Genomic DNA, 21,165 nt, shown 5'->3' with positions numbered 1-21,165 from the left:
CGCGGCAAGGCCGGGGTGCCAGCCCGGCCCGGGGGGTCAGCCCGCCGAAGCTTCCAGCTCAGGGCCTCAGCCTCAGAGCTCGACTAGGCCCACGTCGGCGACCAGGGTGCCGACCAGCCCGGCCGGGGCGGCGAGGTGCAGCTCGATGTGCGTCTCCGACACCAGATCCTCGACGACGCGCAGCGGCACGTGGATTGAACCCCGCGCTCCGATCGGGAAGAAGCGCATGGGAACCCCGTTCCGCAGGAGGATCGGGCAGATCAGTTCGTCCGTCGAGTTGCCGCCCCGGAAGTAGAGCGGCTGGGCGGTGATGCCGGCTGGGACGACGTAGCTGAACGACGAGCCAAGCGAAATCGGAACATCCAGACCTTTGCCCTCGAAGGGGACAATGCCCTGCAGGAAGCGAGGAGTTGTGAACATCCGCTCATCCTTCCGCCGGGTATCCGTGTGCATGCTTTCCGTATCTTCCTCTGGGTATTTTCGCTCGGAGCTGTTTCCACCGCGTTACGTCGGCCATCGAGGGAGCGTCGGACGCGGCCCGGATCTCGAGCGTGGCGTGTGCCGACTATAAGGAATCTGCGGGTAAAGACGCTGGTAGGAGGCTTGACCTGGCGTGTGGTGGCGTCGGGAGGCACCGTAGAACCATGACCACCCCGACCTCGCCCCGACCGTCCGACGCCATCGTCCCCGGCGCGGGAGCTGATGCCGACTCCGGGGCGGGTGTGAGCATCGCTCAGGAGTCGAGCATCGACACGTCGCCGCCGTCCGGTCCCTCCTACCTCCCCTCGGTGGTTCCGCACGATCGGCTCGCCGGATGTGCAGCGGCCCATCGGCGTCTACTGGAGGTGGCCGGCCGGCTGGACGACGTCGTCGTGCGCCGTCCGTCGGGCCTGCCGGGCTGGGCGGTCGGTCACCTGCTCACCCACCTGGCCCGCAACGCGGACAGTCACACCCGCATGGTCGAAGCCGCCCGGGCCGGTGGGATCCGGGCCCAGTACCCGGGGGGCGCGCAGCAGCGGGAGGACGGCATCGCCGCCGGTTGCGATCTGCCCGCCGCCCAGGTCCGCGACGACCTGGTGGCCGCGGTGACCCGGCTGGAGCGGGCCTGGGACGGCGTGCAGATCGACGTCTGGCGCACGGGTCTCGGGCACACCGCCACCTATGGCCTGACGACCCTTGCTGATCTGGTCTTCCTCCGCTGGCGGGAGACCGAGATACACCTCGTCGACCTCGATCTCGCCGATCTCGGCGGTCCCGGCTGGGCGGACCTGAGCCCGGCCTATGTCCAGGCCGAATGGGAGTGGACCCTGCGCGGGCTGCCGGCCCGAGTACCCTCGGAGATCACCGTCGTGCTGGCGCCGGGAGACCGGCCGTCGACCGCCGTCGGTCGCGGGCAGCGGCGCGTGGTCGTCGACGCGCCCACCAGGCCGACGCTGCGCTGGCTCGCCGGCCGGGACCCGGACCGGCCGGACTGGCCCACCCTCGCCCCCTGGGAATGACCGGCGCTTTCTCGGACTGACCGGCCGGCTGCTCGGCGTCCCGGACCGGGCTGGCGGGACCCGCGACGGGGCGGGCTTCTTCTGAGGTTTCCGGCTAGCGCGACAATGTCTGCCGTGTTGGACAACAGGGACAACTGGGGTGAGGCGGCGCGCGGGCGACGTGGGGATCGCGGCCGGAGCTTTTCATGATCACGATGGCCTTGTTCAACAACAAGGGCGGCGTCGGTAAGACGACCCTTGCCTACCACCTGGCGCACATGCTGCAGCGCATGGGTCACCGGGTGCTCGCGGTCGATCTCGATCCGCAGGCGAACCTGACCGCCCAGTTCCTCGACGAGGACGAGCTGACCCAGCTGTGGGAGGAGCCGGAGGTCACCGCGTCGTCCGCGCCGAAGTCCATCATCGACCTCGACGCGCGCCTGGTTCGGATTGTCCCCGGTACGGGGACGATGGCGACGGCGATTGGGCCGATCATGGAGGGGGTCGGGGACGTCGCGCTCTTCGATCCGGTGACGATCGAGGACGGCCTGTGGCTGCTGCCCGGTGACGTCGAGCTGAGCGTCTTCGAGGACCGGCTGTCGGCCGCCTGGCCGAACAGCTTCCTCGGCAAGGACATTGCGGCGCTGCGTACGACGACGGCGTTGCACCGGGTCATCGACCATGGTGCCCGCTTGGTCGGCGCCGAGATCGTGCTCATCGACGTGGGGCCCAATCTGGGGGCCATCAACCGGGCCGCGCTGCTGTCCGCCGACACCGTGCTCATGCCACTGGTGGCGGACCTGTTCTCGCTGCGGGGGCTGCGCAACCTCGGCCCCACGCTGCGGGAGTGGCGTTCCACCTGGCAGGGCACGGTGCTGCCGAAGATTCCCGCGCGCATCTCGGCTCCGCGCGGGCTGATGATGCCGATCGGGTACATCGTGATGCAGCCGCCGACGCGGACCGACCGGCCGGCAAAGGCGCACGACCGGTGGCTCGACCGGATTCCCGAGGTGTTCGCGACCTCGGTGCTCACCAGCGGGAACCCCGGACCGCACGACCGTTCCTTCGAGATCGCCACTCTGGGGCACTACGCGAACCTGATCCCGCTGGCGCACGACGCCCGTAAGCCGATGTTCGAACTGCGGGCCGGAGACGGCGCGCTCGGCGGTACGCAGAGCGCGGTGCGGCGGTGCTACTCCGACTTCCGGGATCTCGCGGTCAAGGTGCGGGAGCGGCTGGCCTTCATCGATCCGACCCTGCGCCGGTCCTGACCGACGGGCCGGTTATCCACAGGGTGGCGGTTGGGGGAGTCGCGGCCCGGTTATCCACAGGGCTCCCGCGGGGCACGATGGTCGTAGGCGGGCACTGTGATCGCCGGAAGATCGGATCAACCCGAGCATCGGTGTCCCCCCATGGTTCCCGGGTGGTTCCCGTGCCGGACCAACGTCCGAGGAGACCGTCATGCCGTACGCTTGTGAAGCGCTTCGCCGAGGTGGTCATCGTCGAATGGTTCCGTCCCGGCCGGAGTGCGTCCCTCGGGGGCGTAGCTCAATTGGCAGAGCACTGCCTTTGCAAGGCAGGGGTTAGGGGTTCAAGTCCCCTCGTCTCCACGCGCTGGCTTCGGCTGTTCGCCGCCCCTCGGGCGGCTTCCGATCAGCCGTTATGTCTGCCCGGGGGCGACCCCCGGACCCCCGATGCGGCGTGGCGGTCCGACGGCACCTGGATCCCGGTGCCCGTCGTGCCCGGGGCGTTGCAGGTGTTCTCGGGGACGATCCTCACCCGCTGGACCAACGGTCTGCTGCCGGCCGGCCGGCACCGGGTCGTGGCCGGCGGCAGCGTGACCCGGCAGTCGACCGGGATCTTCTACGCGGAGCTCGCCGAGACCTCCGCCGGCCGCTGACCTGAGCTGCACTGACCTGCGTGGCCTGACCTGGTGGTGGGCCGCGCGGCTCGGCGCGCCGGAGGCGGTCCAGCCGCCCGGTCCACCCGCAAAGCTCCCGCGACGCGCATAAAGCTCAGGTGACGCCCACTGCGGTGCTCTTATACTCTGCCGCATGCCGAGGCTCGTCGAGGTTGAGGCGGCGCGCCGGTCGTTTCTGACCGCGGGGCAGGGTGTGGTCTGGCGGGATGTCGTGCGGCCGGCCGTGCTGGCCTCATGGGAGCGGTCGCGCGCGTACGGCATCGAGCCTGACCGCATCAGGGCACGGTTCCTGGGCCACCCCGAGGTTACGCCTCTGGTGACCTGCGCCGAGGAGGTGTTCGACGGCTTCCTCGCCGGGAGCGCCGAGGTTGCCGCCTCGCTGGTGCTGGTCGACACCGCAGGGGTGGTGCGGGTCCGCCGGGATGGCGACCGTGCCCTTGCCGGGCTGCTCGACGGGGTGTTGTTCGTGCCCGGCTACGGTTACGCCGAGCAGGCCGTCGGTACCACCGCCGCGTCGATCTCCCTGCATGACCAGACCGATATCGCGATCAGCGGTCCGGAGCACTACCACTCCCAGCTGAGGTGTCTCGGCGAGGCCGCCGCGCTGGTGGTGGATCCGCACAGCCGCGACGTCCGCGGCGTGGTGGTGGTCATCTGCCACCAGTCGGACGAGACGACCCTGCAACCTGCGGTGGCGCAGCTGCTCGCCCGTCAGGTCACCGAGCGGATGGCAGCTGAACCCCACCGGCGGTCACAGACGATCCTCGACCGCTTCGCCCGCGCCTGCGGGGACGACCGTACCGGCCACGCCGGCCAGGACAAGGCCTGGGTGCTCGCCACGGACGGGGACTACGTCCTGACCAACGTCGCGGCCTGCCACCTGGAGGTCGGCGACCTGCGGGTGCTCAGCGACCTGGTGCTGGCGAGCCTGTCGCTGCGGGATTTCGCCCGCCAGCATGTGGAGCTGCCCTCCGGCGGCTGCGCCGAGGTGGTGACCGAGGCGGTCCAGCTCGGCGATGACGTGGTCGGATGCCTGCTCACGGGGGCGCCGACCGGTGCCCAGCGGTCGGCCGAGCCGGCCGAGGCTGTCCGGCGTCAGGGTTCGCACGTCGCACCGATGGTTCGACGCGACTACGCGCAGGACCTCAGAGGACCCGGCCACGCCCAGAAGGAGCACGCCGAGGCGCGGATCCGGGCGAATCGGGAGTTGCTGTCCCCGTTCCTGCGGGCGCGGCGGGAGGTGGTCGTCAGCATCCAGCAGGGCCGTAACCACCTGCTGATCGGCGAGCCGGGAGTGGGCAAGCAGACTCTGGTGATCAACGAGTTCCGGCAGGCGTACGGGTCGGGTCGGGTCGTGACCGTGGACTGTAGATCGTTTGCGGCTGAGCGGAGCGGCGCACCCGAGCAGAGCAGCGCCCGGACGCCTCCTGGTACGCGACTGCTCACCGGCGCCGGCGACCGGCCGCACCTGCTGGTGCTGCGCGGGATGAACCTGCTCACCCCGATCGCCGCCCGGTGCCTGGACGAGACGCTGCGACCGCTGGTCGCGCTGCCCTCGCCGCCGCTGCTCGTCGGGTGCATCGACACGCCGGCGGTGGACGCGACCCGGCCTTACGGGCTGCTCTTGCGGCACTTCCACGAGATCACCCGGGTGCCCGCCCTACGCTACCGGGCCGACGAGATCGGGGAAATCGCGCTGTCGATCCTGCACAAAATCGCGGCACGCCGTTCGCTGCGGCTCAGTCTGCAGGTCATCCGGGTCCTGGAGGGGTACGCCTGGCCCGGCAACATCAGCGAGCTCCAGGACGTCCTCAGGTACGTCGTCACGCGCAAGCCGATCGGAGAGGTTCAGCCCCCGGACCTGCCCCAGCTGTGTTTCCAGGGCAGAGCGCGCAAGATGTCGATGCTTGAGGCCGCGCAGTGCGACGCGATCATCCAGGCGCTGTACGAGTCCCGCGGCAACCGCTACAAGGCCGCCGCCATGCTCGGTATCGCCCGTTCCTCCCTCTACCGCAAGATCGACGCATTCGGCATCAGCTATATCGCCTGACGGGCGGCGGAGAAGGTCGACCAAACCCGCCCCGCCGCAGAACCGTCCCGGGCTGGAGACGGGCTCAGACCCGGTTGATGACAACCTTCAGCGCCTCGTTCGCCGCCGCGTTCCGGAACACCTCGTAGGCCTCGTTCACCTGATCGAAGGTGAACGTGTGCGTGCCCATCTTCTCGGCCGGAATCCGGCCGCTGGCGACCATTTTGAGCAGGGTGGGGATCGAGACGGTGTCGACGAGCCCCATGGTCAGGCTCAGGTTCTGGATCCACAGGTCCTGCATCGGCAGTTCCACCGGCGTGCCGTGCACACCCACGTTGGCGATCGTGCCGCCGGGCCGCACCAGCGACACCGCCGTCAGCAACGTCTCCGGATAGCCCACCGCCTCGATGGCGACATCGACGCCGAGCCCGTCGGTGAGCGCGATGGTTTCGGCGACCGTGCCGGGGCCGACCTCCACCACATCGGTGGCGCCGAACTCCAGCGCCTTGTCCAGCCGGAACTTGTTCGAGTCGATCGCGATGACCTTCGACGCGCCCCACAGGCTGGTCGTCAGAATCGCCGAGAGCCCCACCGCCCCGGCCCCGACCACCGCGACCGTGTCACCCGGACGCACGTTGCCGGCCAGCACGCCGACCTCGTAGCCCGTCGGCAGCGAGTCGGCGAGGAAGATGGCCTGCTCGTTGGCCACGTTCGCCGGCACCGCGTACAGCGAGGTGTCGGCATAGGGGACCCGGGCGAACTCGGCCTGCGTCCCGTCGATCAGATGCCCGAAAATCCAGCCGATGCCCCCGACGGTCTGGCAGTGCGAGGGAATTCCCCGCTGGCAGTACTCGCAGCGGCCGCACTTCGTGATCGCTGGAACGAGCACCCGGTCACCGACCTGGAATGCCGTGACCGCGTCGCCGACCTCGATGATCGTGCCGACGGCCTCGTGGCCGAGGATGCGGCCGTCGGTCACGGTCGCGACGTCGCCCTGAAGAATGTGCAGGTCGGTCCCGCAGATCGTGGTGGTGTCGACCCGGACGACGACGTCGCCAGGCTCCTGGATCGTGGCGTCGGGAACTTCCTCCCACGACTTCTTGCCCGGCCCGTGGTATACCAGCGCCTTCATCGGTACCTCCTGTTGTTCTGATGTAGGCTCCGGGGCCGTTCGCTCCTGGAGCCCTTCGCGCGACCCCGGATCAGACCCTAGTAGCGTGCAGCTCCCGCGACTGTTGCGAAATCGGACCATTGGCAGCGGCCACCGGGTTGTCCGCAGGTGGAGTGCCCCGGATCCGGGACACTTACGGCACCCACAGGTCCCAAGCGTTCACAGGTCCCAAGCGTTCACAGGTCCCGGACGCGCTTACAGGTCCCAGAGGACGGTGACGCGGTCGGCGCCGGCGGTGGCCAGCAGGGTGCCGTCCGGGCTGAACGCCACCGCCCGCGCCCACTGCTGGTTGATCCGCCGGCCGTAGCCGACGGCGGCGACGAGCCGCGGCGGGTCGGGGAACGCCAGCTGCCACAGCCGGACGGTGGTGTCGGTACCCCCGGTGGCGACCAGCGGCATCGTCGGGCTGAACGTGACGCTCATCGGGTGGCCGCTCTTTTCCTTCAGCGCCTTGAGGGGCCGGTCAGCGATGCAGGTGTAGACGTACCACTGGTTCGTGCCTCGCTTGCGGCGCCGCTGGATGCGGAACCCCAGGAAGTCGAACCCGTCGCTCGTGTGCACTACCCGGGTCTTGGCTGCTGACAGCCGCAGACCCAGCGGGGCGAGCACGGCAGCGACGTCCGTGCCGGGGTGGGCGCGGCGGCGCCGGCCCACCCCGAGCTGTCGGGCTACTCGTAGGACAGGTTCGACTGCCCTTCGATCACGCGGCCAGCGATGTAGAGGTCTCCGTTGGAGTCCAGTATCGCGATGATCTTTTTCTGGTTGCCGTGGTGGGTCGTGAAGAAGATCTTGTCGGCTTCCTGAGAGGTGGAGTAGTTTGTGTTGACCGAGAGTTCGATGCTCACCGGCGAGCTGATGAGCACATCCTTCTTGGGCGAGTTCGGGTACTTCTGGTTCTGCCTCAACCTGATTCGGCCGTGGGTGTCGCCCTCATCCCAGTCCGTGGCCAATCCGAGGTCAATTTCCGCCATGGTCTTCTCCATTCTAGTTTGTGTGGGAAACCTCTCCTGGTTGGAGTAGGTTTGTATGGTTTCGAGAAAAACCTGGCCATCGGCAAACAGGAGTCAGCAGGAGGCATCTCCGCGTGTGCCGGCGTGGAGATAACACCGCACGTTCCGGCCGGAATTTTCTCGACTGCCGGCCGCGCTCCTGGCCAATTTTTCTACCCGATCGGACCAGTAAACGGGTGCGTGGACGTCTCAATAGACAGGAACGATCGCTTCTTTGATCTCAGTATTCCCTGTTCCGGATGGGGCCGTTCAACCATCCGAGTCACAGGCATGAGCGCCACAACACCTCTCCCCCCAGAGCCAGTGATGGAATCGCACCTCGCGTACGCAGCGTCACATGCCGGAGACGGTGGCGCGCGGATATTACCCAAATATATCAAATCTAGTTAACCACTGTCCGCTTTTGGGTGGAATTGAACCGAAGTGTATGCGATGGTGATAAGGCGTAATCGCGGGTCGGGTCGGGAAGGAGGCCCGGATGCGCGGGAAATTTGGGTCAATCTCCGTCCACAGGCCAGGGCTGACCAGCTTCGAAGTGGACCCGGAATTGTGTACACACGGCATCCCTGGGTGGAGCGGCCCGTCGGAGGGCCGGGCACCGGCCCGCACGGCGGTCGAGCGTCGGGTCCGCGGCGGCTTCAGTGTCGCGGCGGTGACGTGCTTGCCCTCGATCGCGTTGGTGTCAAACCGCAGGAATGACCGGTGCACCGGGCCGATCCCGTTGCCGACCCGCAGGTACTCGTAGATGTCGTAGTTCGTTGTCGGGGACGTGCTGACCACGAAAGCGGGATCGTTCCAGAGTTCCTACCTGGAGCTGTGCCCGATCTCGGCGGGGATCGAGTGGTCCGAGTCGGGTACCTCGCGAATACCGGCCCACACGCTGTCTCGTGCCCTCGTGATGGCCACGTACATCTGTCGGCGTTCCAACTGGGTACGCTCGCGAAACGCGTCGGCCGACTCGGACGGCCGCCACGGCTTCGGGAAGAGGTTGCGGTCGGGAATACAGACGTGGGCGAAGTCGAGGCTCTTGACCCGGTGGTACGTCCCGACCTTGACCGCCTCACAGCTGGTTCCGTCATATTCCTTGAGGGAAACCGCTGGAATGCCCCGATCGGTGAGGACGCGCAGCCACCGCGCAGCCGCGGCGTTCGTCGGCACGAGCACCGCCATATCGCCGTAACGGACGTTCCGATTGTCATGGAATTCCACGAGGTGTTCGCAGAGCGCCGCATCCTGCGCCACGGTGCCCGACACCGTGACCTCGCGGATCTCGCCTCCCGGCCGGTCGACGTCGACCTCGCGCCGCCCGCGTTCCTGGACGCCGTCGAGGTCGTCGAAGCTGTCGTCGGCGACTACCGCCTGGGCGTAGCGCAGGATCTTCTCGCGATTACGGTAGTTTCTCCCGAGCACGGTGGAGCGTCCGACGACGGCGACGCCGGCCTCGGCGAGGGTGAAACCGCCGGGATAGATGGACTGCTGGCCATCGCCGACCACGAGCAGGCCGTCCGGCTTGTCGCCGACGAAGGCATGCAGCAGTTGCAGACCGACGCACGTCAGGTCCTGTACCTCGTCAACGATCACCGCGTCGTACCGGGTGCCGGAACTCTCGCGCACCAGGTCGCGAGCCAGGAGCAGCACGTCGTCGCGATCGAGGACGCCGCGCTCTGTCCGGAGCTGCTCGTACCGTTCGTACAGCTCCCACACCGCACGTCGGTGGGTCGGTTGCAAGGGAGTGCTGCGCCCGACGCGTGCCAGCTTGGCGTACTGCTCGAAGTCGGTCAGGCCTCGGCCCTTGACGACTGTCGCGATCTCGTCCTTCCAGTACCCGGGAGCCAGGCCGAGCCCGGGCAGAACCGAGAACTGCCCGACCTGCCCCCAGGCGCGCCAGAAACAGGTGTCGGCGACCTCCTGCTGGTGTCGGTCTGCCAAGCCGTGTTCGCGAAGACAACGTGCGGCGACGGCGTGGACGGTGGCGAACTCGATCCGGTCGACGTGCTCGGGGGCCATCCGGGTCAGCAGGGCGCGGTAGACCGGCCCCAGCGTGCGCACCAGCGAGGTAAACAACACCCGTTCCCCGCGGGCGGCCAGATACTTGGCGCGGTGCAACGCGACGACCGTCTTGCCGGTACCGGCCGCGCCGCGGACGCGGGCCGGACCCGACCACTGCCGGCCGGCCAGGCGGGCCTGCGTCGGGTGCAGCCAGGTCATCCACGTCTCGATCGGCTCCCGGGCGGCGGCGTCGAGAAGTTCTTGCCACAGCTCCTCGCGGCTCAGCAGGGCATCCTGATCTGGTGGAACCGATTGCTCGGGCGGCGACAGCGGCTCGGAAGAAATCGGACGCCCGGCCGGAGCTGGACAGTAGGCCCGAGTGGGACGCTCGATAGCGGCTGGGCTTCCGGTCGCGGCCGTACCGTTCGAAGAGGGACCTGCCCGGCGCGCGACCGGACGGCGGACAGACCGTGAGGTCGGCGCCTCGGTGACCGTGACGACCGTGGTGGCGGTGGCGGTGGCGGTGGCGGTGGCGGTGGTGGCGCGGGGCATCGGCGGGCAACCGCGTGCCAGACGGTCCAGTAGTTGTTCGACGAGGTCCGGTGCCAGGCGTGCGCCACGACGCGCCAGGTCGCGGGTGAGGTCCTGCTCGCCGAGCACCGTCACCCGGTCGAGTTGTGCCCGGACGTTTTTCCGCCTGGCCAGAACCAGCAGCGGAACCACCTCGGTCGGTGGCAGACCTGCCTCTACCAGCACCTCCTCCACCGCTACGGTCTGATCCAGAAGTTTGCGGACGTCGTCGTCCGCGGCGGCGTCGCCACGCCATAACCGGCCGCGTTCGACGGTGATCTCTCGCCAGTTCTTCACGTCTACCACGAAGACTCCGCCAGGCCCCACCACGATCACGTCGATGTTGGCCCGGCGGGTGCCTGGCCACCGTCGGTCCGGCAGCACGTGCCACCCTGCGTCGTCCATACCGACCAGCACTCGGACCACACTCTGCTCGGCCCGGCCACCGGCTTCCCAGTGCTGGCGGTGGCGGCGTAACTGCTTCAGCACGTCGGTCAGGTGCTGGATCTGTCGCTGGACTCCGTCGATCTCCATCCCGAGCAGGACAGCTTGACCGAGGGCCGACGGTTCTGGCAGCGGGTCGGCGTCTCGCGTCGACGAGGCGGTCGTCGGCGGATGGGCTGTCGACGTGCCGACGGTCGACGTGCCGACGGTCGACGCAGCGGTGGCGGGGATGCGCGCTGCCGGTCCATCCAAAAGCACGTCACTACTCCCTCACCTTATGTCACAGGTAAGAGTACGGTAATGAGTCGTCGTTTGGCTACGTTTACGGGCGACAGTGGTCTGCAGGCCCTAGGGAAGAGTGGTTGTTGTCGGAAACGTAAGTCTACTTTCGAACGCTGGTTCGAGCGTGCCGACTCGAACTCTTCGAACGCCCTGGCCACGGCCGCTTTCGGCAGAGAAGGATCACGTAAGTTCGGTCTAGACCGCCAGCACGATGGCGGCGCTGATGCTGCCGAGGCCGAGGGCGAAGGCCGCCTCGGGCAGCCCGCCGTCGCGCCGCCGGAAGAGGCGGTCGAGCGCCAGCCGCCCGGCACCGACCGCCGCCACCGTGATCGCGACCACCGCGATGCACAGCGGGTACTCCATGCCGCCGTCGGTTTCCCACAGTCCGTTCGGTGCGGTCACGATCATTGCGTTGATCATCACGCCGATCACGGCCGCGGCCGCCAACGGAGTCAGCAGGCCCACCGCCAGGCCGAGGCCGCCGAGGAACTCGGACGCGCCGGCCAGCCCGGCGAAGAAGGTGCCGGGGTGGTAACCCAGCTGGGCGAATCCCTTGCCGGTCGCGGTGAGGCCGTGGCCACCGAACAGGCCGAAGAGCTTCTGCGCGCCGTGCCCGGCGAGCAGCAGACCGAAGGTCATCCGGAGCAGCAGCAGCCCGAGGTCGGCTGCGGACACGGCCGTGCGGGACGGGCCCGGGCGGGAGGCGTCGGGCGGTGCGGGGGTAGCGGGTGCCAGGTGGAGGGATGCCCGGTGCCGCGTAGCGAGCAGTTTCATATCGAAACCCTGATCCAGGCGAAAGCATACGGTGAAGCTTTGGTCACTACTGTGCCTGCCCGCTCTGCCGGGCCGGTACCACCGCGGTCCTCCCCACGCCCGTGGGGGTGATCCGACCGGGGGCAGCGCGCACCTGAGCGGATAGATGGCGATCATCGGCGTCCTGCCGAGGTGGAGCGGCCGGGGTGAGCTAGCCCGTCGTGGGCCTGGAGCTGGCCGGTCTGTGGTTCGGGCGAGCCAAGCATGGGTAGAGACTGAAAGTGGTCAGACGGGACACACTAGGTGACGATCTGCATTCTTCTATGGAGAAGAGAAGATTGTCACCTTACCACGCGCGACTCGGCGACCGTCTGGCGACGCTCATCCGGTGGAACCTGGGCCCGTCTACAACGGGCCGGCGGCGTCCGGCAGGCGGGCGTGTGCGGTGCCGGCTGGGCCGGGCAGCCGCCGGCCGCCAGGAAGGAGCAACCAGATGGCGAGCATGGAACGCCAGCGTCCCCGGCGGAACTGGTTCGATCTGTTGGGTCTGCCCTGGTCGCAGGCACGGACGTCCGCGGCGGAGCTGCTCGGCCGGCGCGGGGCTGACGTTCCGGTCGAGGAGTACACCGAGGACGACGCCTACGTCCTGCGCGCCGAGATCCCCGACGTCGACCCGGACAAAGACGTCGATGTCACCGTCTCCGAAGGGACGCTGGCGGTACACGCCGAACGGCACGAGGCGCGAAGTCAGAAGGCTCTCGGCGGGTACCGCACCGAGTTCCGCTATGGCGCGTTCAGTCGTTCCGTGGCGCTTCCGCCCGGGGCGAAGGCGGACCGGGCAGCCGCGACCTATAAGGACGGCATCCTGGAAGTCCGCGTTCCGGTCGAGCCAGCCGAGACGTCCGGCCGGAAGATCACAGTTGAGCAGGGCTGACGCCCGACGACGCCCGGTCGCAGGGCCCGAACTCTCCGGCCGACTGCGGCCCCGGGCGACGTTATTACCCACCCGGGTGCCGGCCCGCTTCTTCATCCCGTGCGGGGAGTCTCCTCCCGAGTGGGGAGCCAGGAGTCACCATCCGGGGCAAGCACCTTCCTGGAGGGGGTAAGCATGGCCGACATCCGTAGCACGATCGTCCGGCGGCCGGTCACCGTGGAGCGGTCCACCACGATCCGGGACGCGGCGGCGCAGATGGAACGGCAGGGCGTGGGCGCGCTCCTCGTCATGGAGAACGATCGCCTGGTCGGGATCGTCACTGACCGCGACATCGTGCTACGCGGCGTTGCCCGCGGCATCCTGACGGACAGCCGGATCGACGCCCTCATGACCACCGAGGTCATCACCGTGCCGTCCGGCGTCGACCTCGAACGGGCCTACGAAATCTTCCGTGACCACGCGATCCGCCGGCTCCCGGTCGTCGACGGCCGCCGGCTCGTCGGCCTGCTGTCCGTCGACGATCTGCTCATCCGCACCGAGCATGAGATGGCCGAGCTGGTACACCCGCTCGCCGATGAGGTCTTTGCCCCCCACCGCGAGGCCCCACCGCTGGCTACCACCGGCGAGGAGCCCGTCGAGCCGGCGCCCGGACTGCCGCCCCGGCGTAGGGCGATGCGCGCCCATCCCGGCGACACCCTGGTTGTCCACCGTCCCACCGTCACGCAACCGGACCGCATTGGGGAGATCCTTGAGGTGCGCTCGCCGGCCGGCGACCCCCCGTTCACCGTCCGCTGGTCCGACACCGGGCACGTCAGCTTCGTCTACCCGGGACCGGACTCCGAGGTCCGCCACCCTCCCGAGGAGGCCCGCAGCGGCACCGGCTGAAAAGGATGACGGGTTCAGCTCTGCATGCGTGACGACCACGCACCGTCAGGCGAATCATGCTACGGGATCGTGACGTTCCGCTGCGACCAGCCTGCCGGGATGGCAGTGCAGCAGCCAGAAGCCGCCTTCCCGTACCCCGAGCTGGTCCGGGATCGGCCAGCACCAGCCGTCCAGGAGTCGTCGGAGCAGGTCGGCAATGATGGTGCGCTGGCTACAGACCGCCGTCGGCGTCCCGGACGCCGCCAGCCCCATCAAGGTAGCGACCACCCTCGCCTCCGATCCAGGATATCCGGTGTCCGCCAGCGTCGGCTCCGGTTCGATGGCGAGCCCGGCCGTGTGCGCGTACGGGGCGAGCGTGGCGGTGCAGCAGGGCAGGTTGGCGCTGATCAGCAGGCGAATCCCCAGGCTGGTCAGCAGCGGCACCAGTGCGCTCGCCTGGGCCCGGCCGCGCTCGTCGAGCGGGCGTAGCTGGTCGGGTCCGTCCCAGCGCCGATGGTGGGCGGCCCGAACGTGGCGGATGACGACGAGCGCGGCCGTCGGCGCCGGCAGCCGACCAAACTCGGCGAGCACGCGGTGGTCGGTGTCGTAGCTGACCCGGCGAGCCGCCTCCCCCTTCGCCAGCCAGGCAAGCCTGTCCACCTCCCGGGTGGGGACGAACGTGCCGGAACGGGCCTGCATCCCCCAGTACCGGACCGCCTTCACCGTCCTGCCGCCGTCCGTCAGGTAGCGGTACTCGCCGAGCGGGGGCCCGAGCCTGGCCCGGCAACCAGTCTCCTCCTCGACCTCCCGCAACGCGCCGAGCAACGGATGTTCTCGCCGGCGCAGCTTGCCCTTGGGCAGGGACCAGTCGTCATACCGCGGCCGGTGCACGACCGCGATCTGCCGCCCGTCCCGCGTGGGCCGCCACAGCACCCCACCGGCGGCACCGACGACCCGTACCGGCCTATCCCAGGGATCAGCCGACGACTTCATACCGTCCAGTCTTCGACTCCAGCCGCCGCGGCGCCAGGAGGACAGGCACATCCCAGCAGGGCCCGGTTCAGCAGGGCCGGGTCCAGCAGGGCCCGGTTCAGCAGGGCCGGGTCCAGCAAGGCCCGGTCGACAACCCGCCGCCGGCGGCGCGGAGCGCGGTCGGGCCGTCCGCAGCGTCCACCGCTATCAGGGCGGAGATCCCCACCTGAAGCGCATGCTCCCCGACGGCACCCAGGGGTATGGAACTCGCTACGGAAGGTTATCGCTGTCCGGGGGGTGGAGGGTGGGGTGACGAACGCGGGTGTGGCCGAGCTCATCGTCGAGCCGGCGGTGCTCGGGACGCTCGTCGATGTGCTGCGTGCACGCGGGTACCAGGTCGTCGGCCCGACGGTGCGGGACGGCGCGATCGTCTACGACGAGATCAGTAGCGCGGCACAGCTCCCGGCGGGGTGGACCGATGTCCAGGAGGCGGGTCGTTACCGGCTCGAGCGTCGTCGCGACGCGGCGCTGTTCGGTTACGTGGTGGGGCCGCATTCGTGGAAGCAGAACCCGCTGCCGCCCCGGCTGCGCCTGCTGAAGACCCGCCGCCACGGCGATGGTGGCTTCGGCGATGGCGGCTTCGAGGATGGCGGCTTCGAGGATGGCGGCTTCGAGGTGGCGGAGGAACCGCTACCGCGGGCAGCGGTGGCATTCCTCGGCGTCCGTTCCTGTGAGCTGCAGGCCATCGCGATCCAGGACCGGATCCTGCTCGGGGGGCGCCACGCCGACCGCGACTACGCTGCTCGCCGCAGCGATGTGTTCATCGTCGCGGTGAACTGCCACGAGCCGGGTGGGACCTGCTTCTGCGTGTCGATGAACACGGGCCCGGCGGTGCGGGAGGGCTACGACCTGGTCCTCAGCGACATCCTGGCCAGTGACCACCGGTTGCTCGTCGAGGCGGGCACCCCTCGGGGCGTCGAGATTGTCAGCGACCTCACCGGAAGTGAGGCGGAGCGCTGGCGCAGCTGGGAGTCCTGCTTCTCGCTGGACCACTCCTACATCCACGGCGGCAACGTCCGTGTCTCCGGACGCTCCCGTTACCGCCAGTGGTTGACCCACAAGTTCGGCACCTGGCACGACCAGTTCGGAACGTCCGGATGCGTCGGCTGCGGACGGTGCATCACCTGGTGCCCCGTCGGCATCGACGTCACCGAGGAACTGACCGCCATTCGGGCGAACTCCGCGGCCGGCGATGACGTCGGTTGAGGCACCGCTCGGCGAGGTCGGCGTCTTCGCCGGTATGCACCCGGACCACCTCGCCCTCCTCGCCGGGTGCGCCCGGCACGCCGTCTTCCGCCCGGGCGACGTACTCCTGCGGGAAGGCGACCCGGCCGACACCCTCTACGTCATCCGGCACGGCACGGTCGCGATCGAAACCTTCGTCCCGACCCGGGGTCTGGTCCCCGTCGAGACCGTCGGAGCCGGCAATGTGGTGGGCTGGTCCTGGCTGTTCCCGCCGTACCGGCTCCATTTCGACGCCCGTGCCCTCTCGCTGGTCCGCGCCACCGCCATCGACGGTGCCTGCCTACGCGGGAAGTTCTCCCAGGACCCGGCGCTGGGCTACGACGTGCTGTCCCACCTTGCGCAGGTGCTCATCGAGCGCTTGCAGGCCACCCGGTTGCGGCTGCTCGATGTCTACGCAAACCCGGGCCAGGGCTGACGGCGCGGCCGGGGAGATGACCCCTCGGCCGTTCCGGGTGACCCGCCGCCACCAGGAGACGGGTGACACGTGGACCCTGGAACTCGCACCGCTCTCCGGCGCTCCGATCATCGCCGCACCCGGTCAGTTCACCATGGTCTACGCTTTCGGCGTCGGCGAGGTCCCCTTGTCCGTGACGGGCTGCGGCCCGGCGACAGGCGATGACCTCGTGACGGTCGACGACTCCGTGACGGTCGACGACTCCGTGACGGCTGGTACCGACGGCCCGCTTGTGCACACCGTCCGAGCGGTCGGCGCGGTGACGGAAGCGATCTGCGCGTCCCGCCCGGGCGACGTCCTCGGGGTGCGTGGCCCGTTCGGGCGAGGCTGGCCGGTAGGCGCCGCCGCCGGGCTGGACGTCGTCGTGGTCGCGGGCGGGCTCGGGCTGGCGCCGCTGCGGCCGGTCGTCCGGCAGCTCCTGCGACGGCGCGCCGACTACGGCAACGTGGTCGTGCTCGCCGGCACCCGTACACCCGCGGACATCCTCTACCGCCGGGAGCTGGCCGGTTGGCAGGACCGCACCGACCTCCAAGCCCTGGTGACCGTCGACGGTGCGCAGCCCGGATGGGACGGCCGGGTCGGCGTCGTCACCACCCTTCTCCCGCACGTGCGTTTCGATCCGGCCAGAACCGTCGCGTTCACCTGCGGACCCGAGATCATGATGCGGCTGACCGCGCGGGCCCTGGTCGACGCCGGCGTACCCGCCGACCGCATCCACCTGTCCCTGGAACGCAACATGCACTGCGGCCTCGGCCACTGCGGCCGCTGCCAGCTCGGCCCGCTGATGCTCTGCCTGGACGGACCGGTCTGCGGCTACGACCGCCTGGAACCGTTGCTCGCCGTCCGGGAGCTGTGATGCCGATGCCGACGCCGACCAGCCCAACCAGGCCCCGGCTCGCCGTCTGGAAGTTCGCTTCCTGCGACGGCTGCCAGCTCACCCTGCTCAACTGCGAAGATGAGCTGCTCTCGCTCACCGGCGAGGTCGACGTCTCCTACTTCCTGGAGGCATCCAGCGCGACCGTCGACGGTCCCTACGACCTCTCCCTCGTCGAGGGCTCGGTCACCACCGAACAGGACGTGGAACGCATCCACCAGGTCCGGGCCGCGTCTCGGCGTCTGGTCACAATTGGCGCCTGCGCGACCGCCGGCGGCATCCAGGCGCTCCGCAACTTCGCCGACGTCGGCGACTTCCTCGCGGCCGTCTACGCCACCCCGGCGTACGTCTCGACGTTGGCGACCTCCACCCCGATCTCCACGCACGTCCGGGTGGACTTCGAACTCCAGGGCTGCCCGGTCAACCCTCGCCAGCTCCTCGAAGTCATCAGCGCGTTCCTCGCTCGCCGACGCCCGAACATTTCCTCATCCTCCGTCTGCACCGAATGCAAACGGCGCGGGACGGTGTGCGTGATGGTCGCGCACGGCACGCCGTGCCTCGGCCCGGTCACGCATGCCGGATGCGGTGCGATCTGCCCGGTCGCCTACCAGATGAGCGCGCTGGCAGCCATCGAACAGATCTGTGGCATCACGGTCACCGGCCCACCCGCCGCCCTACGGCGGCTCATCTACTGCGGTGAATGGATCGAGAGTCACGCGCTACACGTCTTCCTGCTGCACCTGCCGGACTTCCTCGGCTACGACAGCGCACTACACCTTGCCCAGGACCAGCCCGCCCTGGTCAAGCTGGGACTTACGCTGAAGAAGGCCGGCAACACGCTCATGACGGTCATCGGCGGCCGCGCGATCCACCCCGTCAACGCGCGAGTCGGCGGCTGGTACCGGGCACCACGCCGGCGCGACCTGACCGAGCTCGTCGGGCAACTGGAACAGGCGCGAGACATCGCCCGGGACACCGCCCGATTCACCGCCGCCCTGGACTTCCCCGAAGACGAGCTCCACCAGACCTTCGTCGCGCTCCACCAACCTGGCGAATACCCCGTTGAGCGCGGCCGGATCGCCTCCACCGATGGCCTCGACATCGCCCCGGCCGACTACGACCGGCACTTCACCGAAGAACAGGTGCCCTGGTCGAACGCTCTGCACTCGACCCTGGCCGCGGGCGGCTCCTACCTCACCGGACCGCTGGCTCGCTTCGCGCTGGGCGCGCAGTGGCTGGCGCCCGCCGCCCGCGAGACCGCCGCCGAGATCGGCCTGCGCCCACCGGCGCAACCCCTACCGCAGCATCATCGTGCGCTGCATCGAGATGGTCCACGCCGCCGACGAGGCGCTGCGGATCATTGCGGACTACACCGAGCCCGACCCCCCGCGCTGGAGGCCCCGCCCCGGGCGGGAACCGGCTACGGGGTCACGGAGGCACCCCGCGGCCTGCGCTACCACCGCTACACGATCGACCACAACGGCACCATCCTCGACGCAAAGATCGTGCCACCAACCGCCCAGAACCAACGTCCGATCGAAGAAGACCTGCGCGGCGTGGTGGAACGCTTCATGGACCTGCCAGAGCCCGAACTCGCCCTGCGCTGCGAACGGGCCATCCGCAACTACGACCCCTGCATCTCATGTGCAACCCACTTCCTGACCCTCCACATCGAGCACGGCTGACCGTCATCGGGATCGGCAATCCCTACCGACACGACGACGCCGTCGGCCTGGCAGTCGCGCATCAGCTACGCTGCACGCTCCCACCTGGCATCGACGTGGTCGAATGCGCCGGCGAGCCGACAGGATTGTTTGCCGCCTGGGAAGGGGCCGACGCCGTCTGGATCATCGACGCCGCCCATTCCGCGGCCCTGCCCGGAACCGTGCACCGCCTACCGGCCAACGACCGCACACTGCCGGCGGATCTCGTCGGGCCATCGACCCACGCGCTCGGCCTCGCGGACACCATCGAGATCAGCCGAACACTCGGCCGGCTTCCCCGGCATCTCGTCATCTACGCAATCTCCGGCCATACCTTCTCAGCAGGCCTCGGACTCGGCCCCGAGGTCGCGGCGGCGGCCCGCAACGTGGCCGCCGCCATCCGCGCCGAAACAGCGATCTATGCCGCCAGGGAACCCGACGATCTCCGCTGACCGCCGCCAACCGCGGTAGCCGAAGGCCCGCGTTGGCGGTGGGATTCGGTCACGGGACTTCGCGCGGCCCGGGGGCGGCGTTCATCAGCCACGTCACCATGCGGCTGATGTCCGACAGCGACAGGATCCCGACGAGTCTGCCCTGGTCCATCACCAGGACGCGGTGCTCGGCGCCAGGCTCCATGCGCGGCAGCAGATCCGCCAGCGGGTCGTCGGGACCCGCGATGGTGGTCCGCGACAGTGGCACCATCACCTCGCTTACCGTTACCGTGCCGCTCTTCTCCGGCGGCACCTGCTTGGCGCCGTCCAGGGTCACCAGCCCGACCGGGGCTCCGTCCTCGCCGGTCACCGGGAACGCCGAGTGCCGGTACCGGTACAGCGGGCCGGCCAGCAGGTTCGCGACGGTCAGGGCCGCGGGTACCGTGAGCGGCTTCGTCGTCATGGCGTCATGTACCGGGACGCCGGCGAGCACACAGCGCAACTGCGCCTGCCGTCCCTCGGCGGTGGCGGCCGCGATGAGGAACGAGCCGATCAGGGCCAGCCAGAGCCAGCCGAATCCGCCGCCTCTCATGAACACGAGGAGTCCCAGAACGACGAGCAGCCAGCCGAGGACGCGTCCGGCTGCGGTAGCCCCGGCGGTCGCCCGCAGCCGATCTCCCGTACGCCACCACAGGAAGGCGCGCAGCAGCCGCCCACCGTCGAGCGGAGCGGCGGGAAAGGCGTTGAAGACGGCGAGCAGCAGGTTGATGCCCGCCAGCCAGGCCACCACCTCGACCAGGAGTTCGGGCGCGGACGCCAGGGCGAGCAGCCAGGCGCCCAGCACGAAGAGCCCGCCCAGCAGAAGGCTGACGAGTGGGCCGACACCCGCGATCCGCAGCTCCGCTGCCGGGCTCGACGCCTCCGACTTCAGCCGGGCCACCCCGCCCAGCAGCCACAACACGATGTCGTCCACGGCCACCCCGTTGCGCCGGGCCACCAGGGCGTGCGCCACCTCGTGGGCGAGCAGCGAGGCGAAGAAAACCACCGCGGCGGCAAGGGCCGCCAACCAGTACACCACCAGGGCATGGCCCGGGTACACCTGTGGGAGGCGGCCCTGCGCGAGGCTGAACGCGATGATGCCGAAGATGAGCAGCACGCTCCAGTGGACCCCGATCCGGACTCCAGCGATCCGTCCCACCATGAAGGTCGCCCGCACAGCGTCTCTCCCCTGTTCGAACGTGCCCCGGGACCAAGACCCGGCTCGACTCCGCGGTTGGGCGCGGGGCCGGTCCCGTCAGGCTGTCCCGTCAGGCTGCCGCGAGGGCCACCTCCGTCGACTTGACCAGGGCGGTCACCGAGGAACCCGCGGCCAGACCGAGGTCGGTCGCGGCGGCTAGGGTGATCGCCGCGGTGAGCTCGCCGCCACCATCGAGGGCGATGTGCGCGACGGCCATGGCACCGCCGGTCTCCAGGCTGGACACCGTGCCGCGCAGCCGGTTACGGATACTCAGACCGTCCACGCTGCCCGTGGCCAGCGCCACCTCGGTGGACTTGATCAGAATCTCGACGGTGGCCTCCACCGAGAGGTCGAGGTCCTTGACCGCGTCAAGGGTCACCGCGGCGGTGACGGTCTGCCCGCCGGAGAGATCGACAGTCACGGTGCTCATCACCGCACCTTCGGTGATGTCGGTGACGGTTCCGGTCAGTCGGTTGCGAATGCTCAGGCTCATCGGTCCACCTCGTCCTCTCGGGTGCAGCCAGGTGCCGTCAGTCAACTCCTACCCGTCCGTCTGTGCCGCGTACATGCCTCGACCCGCAGAAGAGCCGTGCAGAAGGGTCCTGCGGACAAGTGATGCCCGACAGGCGGTCGCGCCTGATCGGTCCGTGCGGGTCGCACCGCCCGCCTCGGGGGCGCGGGCGCTCCGGTGCCACCGGTTCGCCTACCCCGAACAGGTCGATGTCGACCATCGACCCCGAGAGT

At 69.2% G+C, this 21,165-nt stretch carries 20 protein-coding genes and 1 tRNA gene; 12 read left to right on the top strand and 9 right to left on the bottom strand.

Features of this window, described 5'->3' with window-relative positions:
- Positions 1–72: 72 nt before the first annotated feature.
- Entirely contained in the window at positions 73–420 is a 348-nt protein-coding gene (locus AC08OV_RS00275; RefSeq protein WP_462188790.1) for a molybdopterin oxidoreductase, read from the bottom strand.
- A gap of 224 nt (positions 421–644) precedes the next feature.
- Between AC08OV_RS00275 and AC08OV_RS00270 the strand changes: the two genes are divergently transcribed.
- From AC08OV_RS00270 to AC08OV_RS00250, 5 genes are all read left to right on the top strand, one after another.
- Entirely contained in the window at positions 645–1,499 is an 855-nt protein-coding gene (locus tag AC08OV_RS00270) for a maleylpyruvate isomerase family mycothiol-dependent enzyme (protein WP_476613899.1), read from the top strand.
- A gap of 185 nt (positions 1,500–1,684) precedes the next feature.
- Positions 1,685–2,749, top strand: a complete 1,065-nt coding sequence (locus tag AC08OV_RS00265; protein ID WP_476613900.1) for a ParA family protein — start codon at positions 1,685–1,687, stop codon at positions 2,747–2,749.
- Positions 2,750–3,015: 266 nt separating this feature from the next.
- A tRNA-Ala gene (locus AC08OV_RS00260) sits at positions 3,016–3,088 on the top strand.
- A 14-nt stretch (positions 3,089–3,102) separates the two neighbouring features.
- Positions 3,103–3,378: a 2OG-Fe(II) oxygenase family protein gene (locus tag AC08OV_RS00255; RefSeq protein ID WP_476619127.1), complete on the top strand. Its 276-nt coding sequence runs from the start codon at positions 3,103–3,105 to the stop codon at positions 3,376–3,378.
- A gap of 154 nt (positions 3,379–3,532) precedes the next feature.
- Entirely contained in the window at positions 3,533–5,449 is a 1,917-nt protein-coding gene (locus tag AC08OV_RS00250; RefSeq protein ID WP_476613901.1) for an AAA-type ATPase lid domain-containing protein, read from the top strand.
- Positions 5,450–5,513: 64 nt separating this feature from the next.
- Here the strand turns inward: AC08OV_RS00250 and AC08OV_RS00245 are convergent, their stop codons facing one another.
- The 5 genes from AC08OV_RS00245 to AC08OV_RS00225 all read right to left on the bottom strand — a co-directional run bounded on the left by AC08OV_RS00245 (position 5,514) and on the right by AC08OV_RS00225 (position 11,668).
- Positions 5,514–6,560, bottom strand: a complete 1,047-nt coding sequence (locus AC08OV_RS00245; protein ID WP_476619113.1) for an alcohol dehydrogenase catalytic domain-containing protein — start codon at positions 6,558–6,560, stop codon at positions 5,514–5,516.
- 234 nt (positions 6,561–6,794) lie between these two features.
- Positions 6,795–7,208, bottom strand: coding sequence for a WD40 repeat domain-containing protein (locus tag AC08OV_RS00240; RefSeq protein WP_476619112.1), 414 nt, complete (start codon positions 7,206–7,208; stop codon positions 6,795–6,797).
- Positions 7,209–7,267: 59 nt separating this feature from the next.
- A complete protein-coding gene (locus tag AC08OV_RS00235) occupies positions 7,268–7,570 on the bottom strand; it encodes a DUF6342 family protein (protein WP_011438859.1) in 303 nt (100 codons plus the stop codon).
- 843 nt (positions 7,571–8,413) lie between these two features.
- Entirely contained in the window at positions 8,414–10,870 is a 2,457-nt protein-coding gene (locus tag AC08OV_RS00230) for a UvrD-helicase domain-containing protein (protein WP_476619111.1), read from the bottom strand.
- Positions 10,871–11,089: 219 nt separating this feature from the next.
- Positions 11,090–11,668, bottom strand: a complete 579-nt coding sequence (locus AC08OV_RS00225; RefSeq protein ID WP_476619110.1) for a DoxX family protein — start codon at positions 11,666–11,668, stop codon at positions 11,090–11,092.
- Between the two features lie 472 nt (positions 11,669–12,140).
- Between AC08OV_RS00225 and AC08OV_RS00220 the strand changes: the two genes are divergently transcribed.
- Both AC08OV_RS00220 and AC08OV_RS00215 read left to right on the top strand, forming a co-directional pair.
- Entirely contained in the window at positions 12,141–12,581 is a 441-nt protein-coding gene (locus tag AC08OV_RS00220) for an Hsp20/alpha crystallin family protein (RefSeq protein WP_476593025.1), read from the top strand.
- Between the two features lie 174 nt (positions 12,582–12,755).
- Positions 12,756–13,466: a DUF1918 domain-containing protein gene (locus tag AC08OV_RS00215; RefSeq protein ID WP_476615257.1), complete on the top strand. Its 711-nt coding sequence runs from the start codon at positions 12,756–12,758 to the stop codon at positions 13,464–13,466.
- Positions 13,467–13,520: 54 nt separating this feature from the next.
- Here the strand turns inward: AC08OV_RS00215 and AC08OV_RS00210 are convergent, their stop codons facing one another.
- Entirely contained in the window at positions 13,521–14,438 is a 918-nt protein-coding gene (locus AC08OV_RS00210) for an NUDIX domain-containing protein (protein WP_476615258.1), read from the bottom strand.
- Positions 14,439–14,726: 288 nt separating this feature from the next.
- On the opposite strand from AC08OV_RS00210, the gene AC08OV_RS00205 reads away from it, so the two are divergent.
- From AC08OV_RS00205 to AC08OV_RS00185, 5 genes are read left to right on the top strand one after another with little or no spacing between them, the layout of a single operon-like run.
- A complete protein-coding gene (locus AC08OV_RS00205) occupies positions 14,727–15,683 on the top strand; it encodes a 4Fe-4S dicluster domain-containing protein (protein ID WP_476615259.1) in 957 nt (318 codons plus the stop codon).
- Positions 15,670–16,137, top strand: a complete 468-nt coding sequence (locus tag AC08OV_RS00200; protein ID WP_476615260.1) for a cyclic nucleotide-binding domain-containing protein — start codon at positions 15,670–15,672, stop codon at positions 16,135–16,137. Before AC08OV_RS00205 ends, AC08OV_RS00200 begins: the two co-directional genes overlap by 14 nt.
- Positions 16,109–17,032 (top strand): FAD/NAD(P)-binding protein, encoded by a 924-nt coding sequence (locus AC08OV_RS00195; RefSeq protein WP_476615261.1) that lies wholly within the window; start codon positions 16,109–16,111, stop codon positions 17,030–17,032. The genes AC08OV_RS00200 and AC08OV_RS00195 overlap by 29 nt, the downstream gene beginning before the upstream one ends.
- A 5-nt stretch (positions 17,033–17,037) precedes the next feature.
- Entirely contained in the window at positions 17,038–18,735 is a 1,698-nt protein-coding gene (locus AC08OV_RS00190; RefSeq protein ID WP_476619109.1) for an NADH-quinone oxidoreductase subunit B family protein, read from the top strand.
- On the top strand, positions 18,693–19,205 hold the full coding sequence (locus tag AC08OV_RS00185) for a hydrogenase maturation protease (protein WP_476616110.1): 513 nt from the start codon (positions 18,693–18,695) through the stop codon (positions 19,203–19,205). The genes AC08OV_RS00190 and AC08OV_RS00185 overlap by 43 nt, the downstream gene beginning before the upstream one ends.
- 49 nt (positions 19,206–19,254) lie before the next feature.
- Here the strand turns inward: AC08OV_RS00185 and AC08OV_RS00180 are convergent, their stop codons facing one another.
- Positions 19,255–20,400 carry a site-2 protease family protein gene (locus AC08OV_RS00180; protein ID WP_476616111.1) on the bottom strand — a complete coding sequence of 382 codons (1,146 nt, stop codon included), beginning with the start codon at positions 20,398–20,400 and terminating at the stop codon, positions 19,255–19,257.
- A 91-nt stretch (positions 20,401–20,491) separates the two neighbouring features.
- Entirely contained in the window at positions 20,492–20,914 is a 423-nt protein-coding gene (locus tag AC08OV_RS00175) for a TOBE domain-containing protein (protein WP_476616112.1), read from the bottom strand.
- Positions 20,915–21,165 lie beyond the last annotated feature (251 nt).

The organism is Frankia sp. CeTa3Moorea (assembly GCF_978021225.1).
The sequence above is the reverse complement of the archived record's forward strand: the minus strand, read 5'-3'. Positions and strand labels throughout refer to the sequence as shown.

Coding starts and splice junctions, on each gene's coding strand:
- AC08OV_RS00275 (WP_462188790.1), bottom strand. CDS start 420: ATGTTCACAACTCCTCGCTTCCTGCAGGGCATTGTCCCCTTCGAGGGC.
- AC08OV_RS00270 (WP_476613899.1), top strand. CDS start 645: ATGACCACCCCGACCTCGCCCCGACCGTCCGACGCCATCGTCCCCGGC.
- AC08OV_RS00265 (WP_476613900.1), top strand. CDS start 1,685: ATGATCACGATGGCCTTGTTCAACAACAAGGGCGGCGTCGGTAAGACG.
- AC08OV_RS00250 (WP_476613901.1), top strand. CDS start 3,533: ATGCCGAGGCTCGTCGAGGTTGAGGCGGCGCGCCGGTCGTTTCTGACC.
- AC08OV_RS00245 (WP_476619113.1), bottom strand. CDS start 6,560: ATGAAGGCGCTGGTATACCACGGGCCGGGCAAGAAGTCGTGGGAGGAA.
- AC08OV_RS00235 (WP_011438859.1), bottom strand. CDS start 7,570: ATGGCGGAAATTGACCTCGGATTGGCCACGGACTGGGATGAGGGCGAC.
- AC08OV_RS00225 (WP_476619110.1), bottom strand. CDS start 11,668: ATGAAACTGCTCGCTACGCGGCACCGGGCATCCCTCCACCTGGCACCC.
- AC08OV_RS00220 (WP_476593025.1), top strand. CDS start 12,141: ATGGCGAGCATGGAACGCCAGCGTCCCCGGCGGAACTGGTTCGATCTG.
- AC08OV_RS00215 (WP_476615257.1), top strand. CDS start 12,756: ATGGCCGACATCCGTAGCACGATCGTCCGGCGGCCGGTCACCGTGGAG.
- AC08OV_RS00210 (WP_476615258.1), bottom strand. CDS start 14,438: ATGAAGTCGTCGGCTGATCCCTGGGATAGGCCGGTACGGGTCGTCGGT.
- AC08OV_RS00200 (WP_476615260.1), top strand. CDS start 15,670: ATGACGTCGGTTGAGGCACCGCTCGGCGAGGTCGGCGTCTTCGCCGGT.
- AC08OV_RS00195 (WP_476615261.1), top strand. CDS start 16,109: ATGTCTACGCAAACCCGGGCCAGGGCTGACGGCGCGGCCGGGGAGATG.
- AC08OV_RS00190 (WP_476619109.1), top strand. CDS start 17,038: ATGCCGACGCCGACCAGCCCAACCAGGCCCCGGCTCGCCGTCTGGAAG.
- AC08OV_RS00185 (WP_476616110.1), top strand. CDS start 18,693: ATGTGCAACCCACTTCCTGACCCTCCACATCGAGCACGGCTGACCGTC.
- AC08OV_RS00175 (WP_476616112.1), bottom strand. CDS start 20,914: ATGAGCCTGAGCATTCGCAACCGACTGACCGGAACCGTCACCGACATC.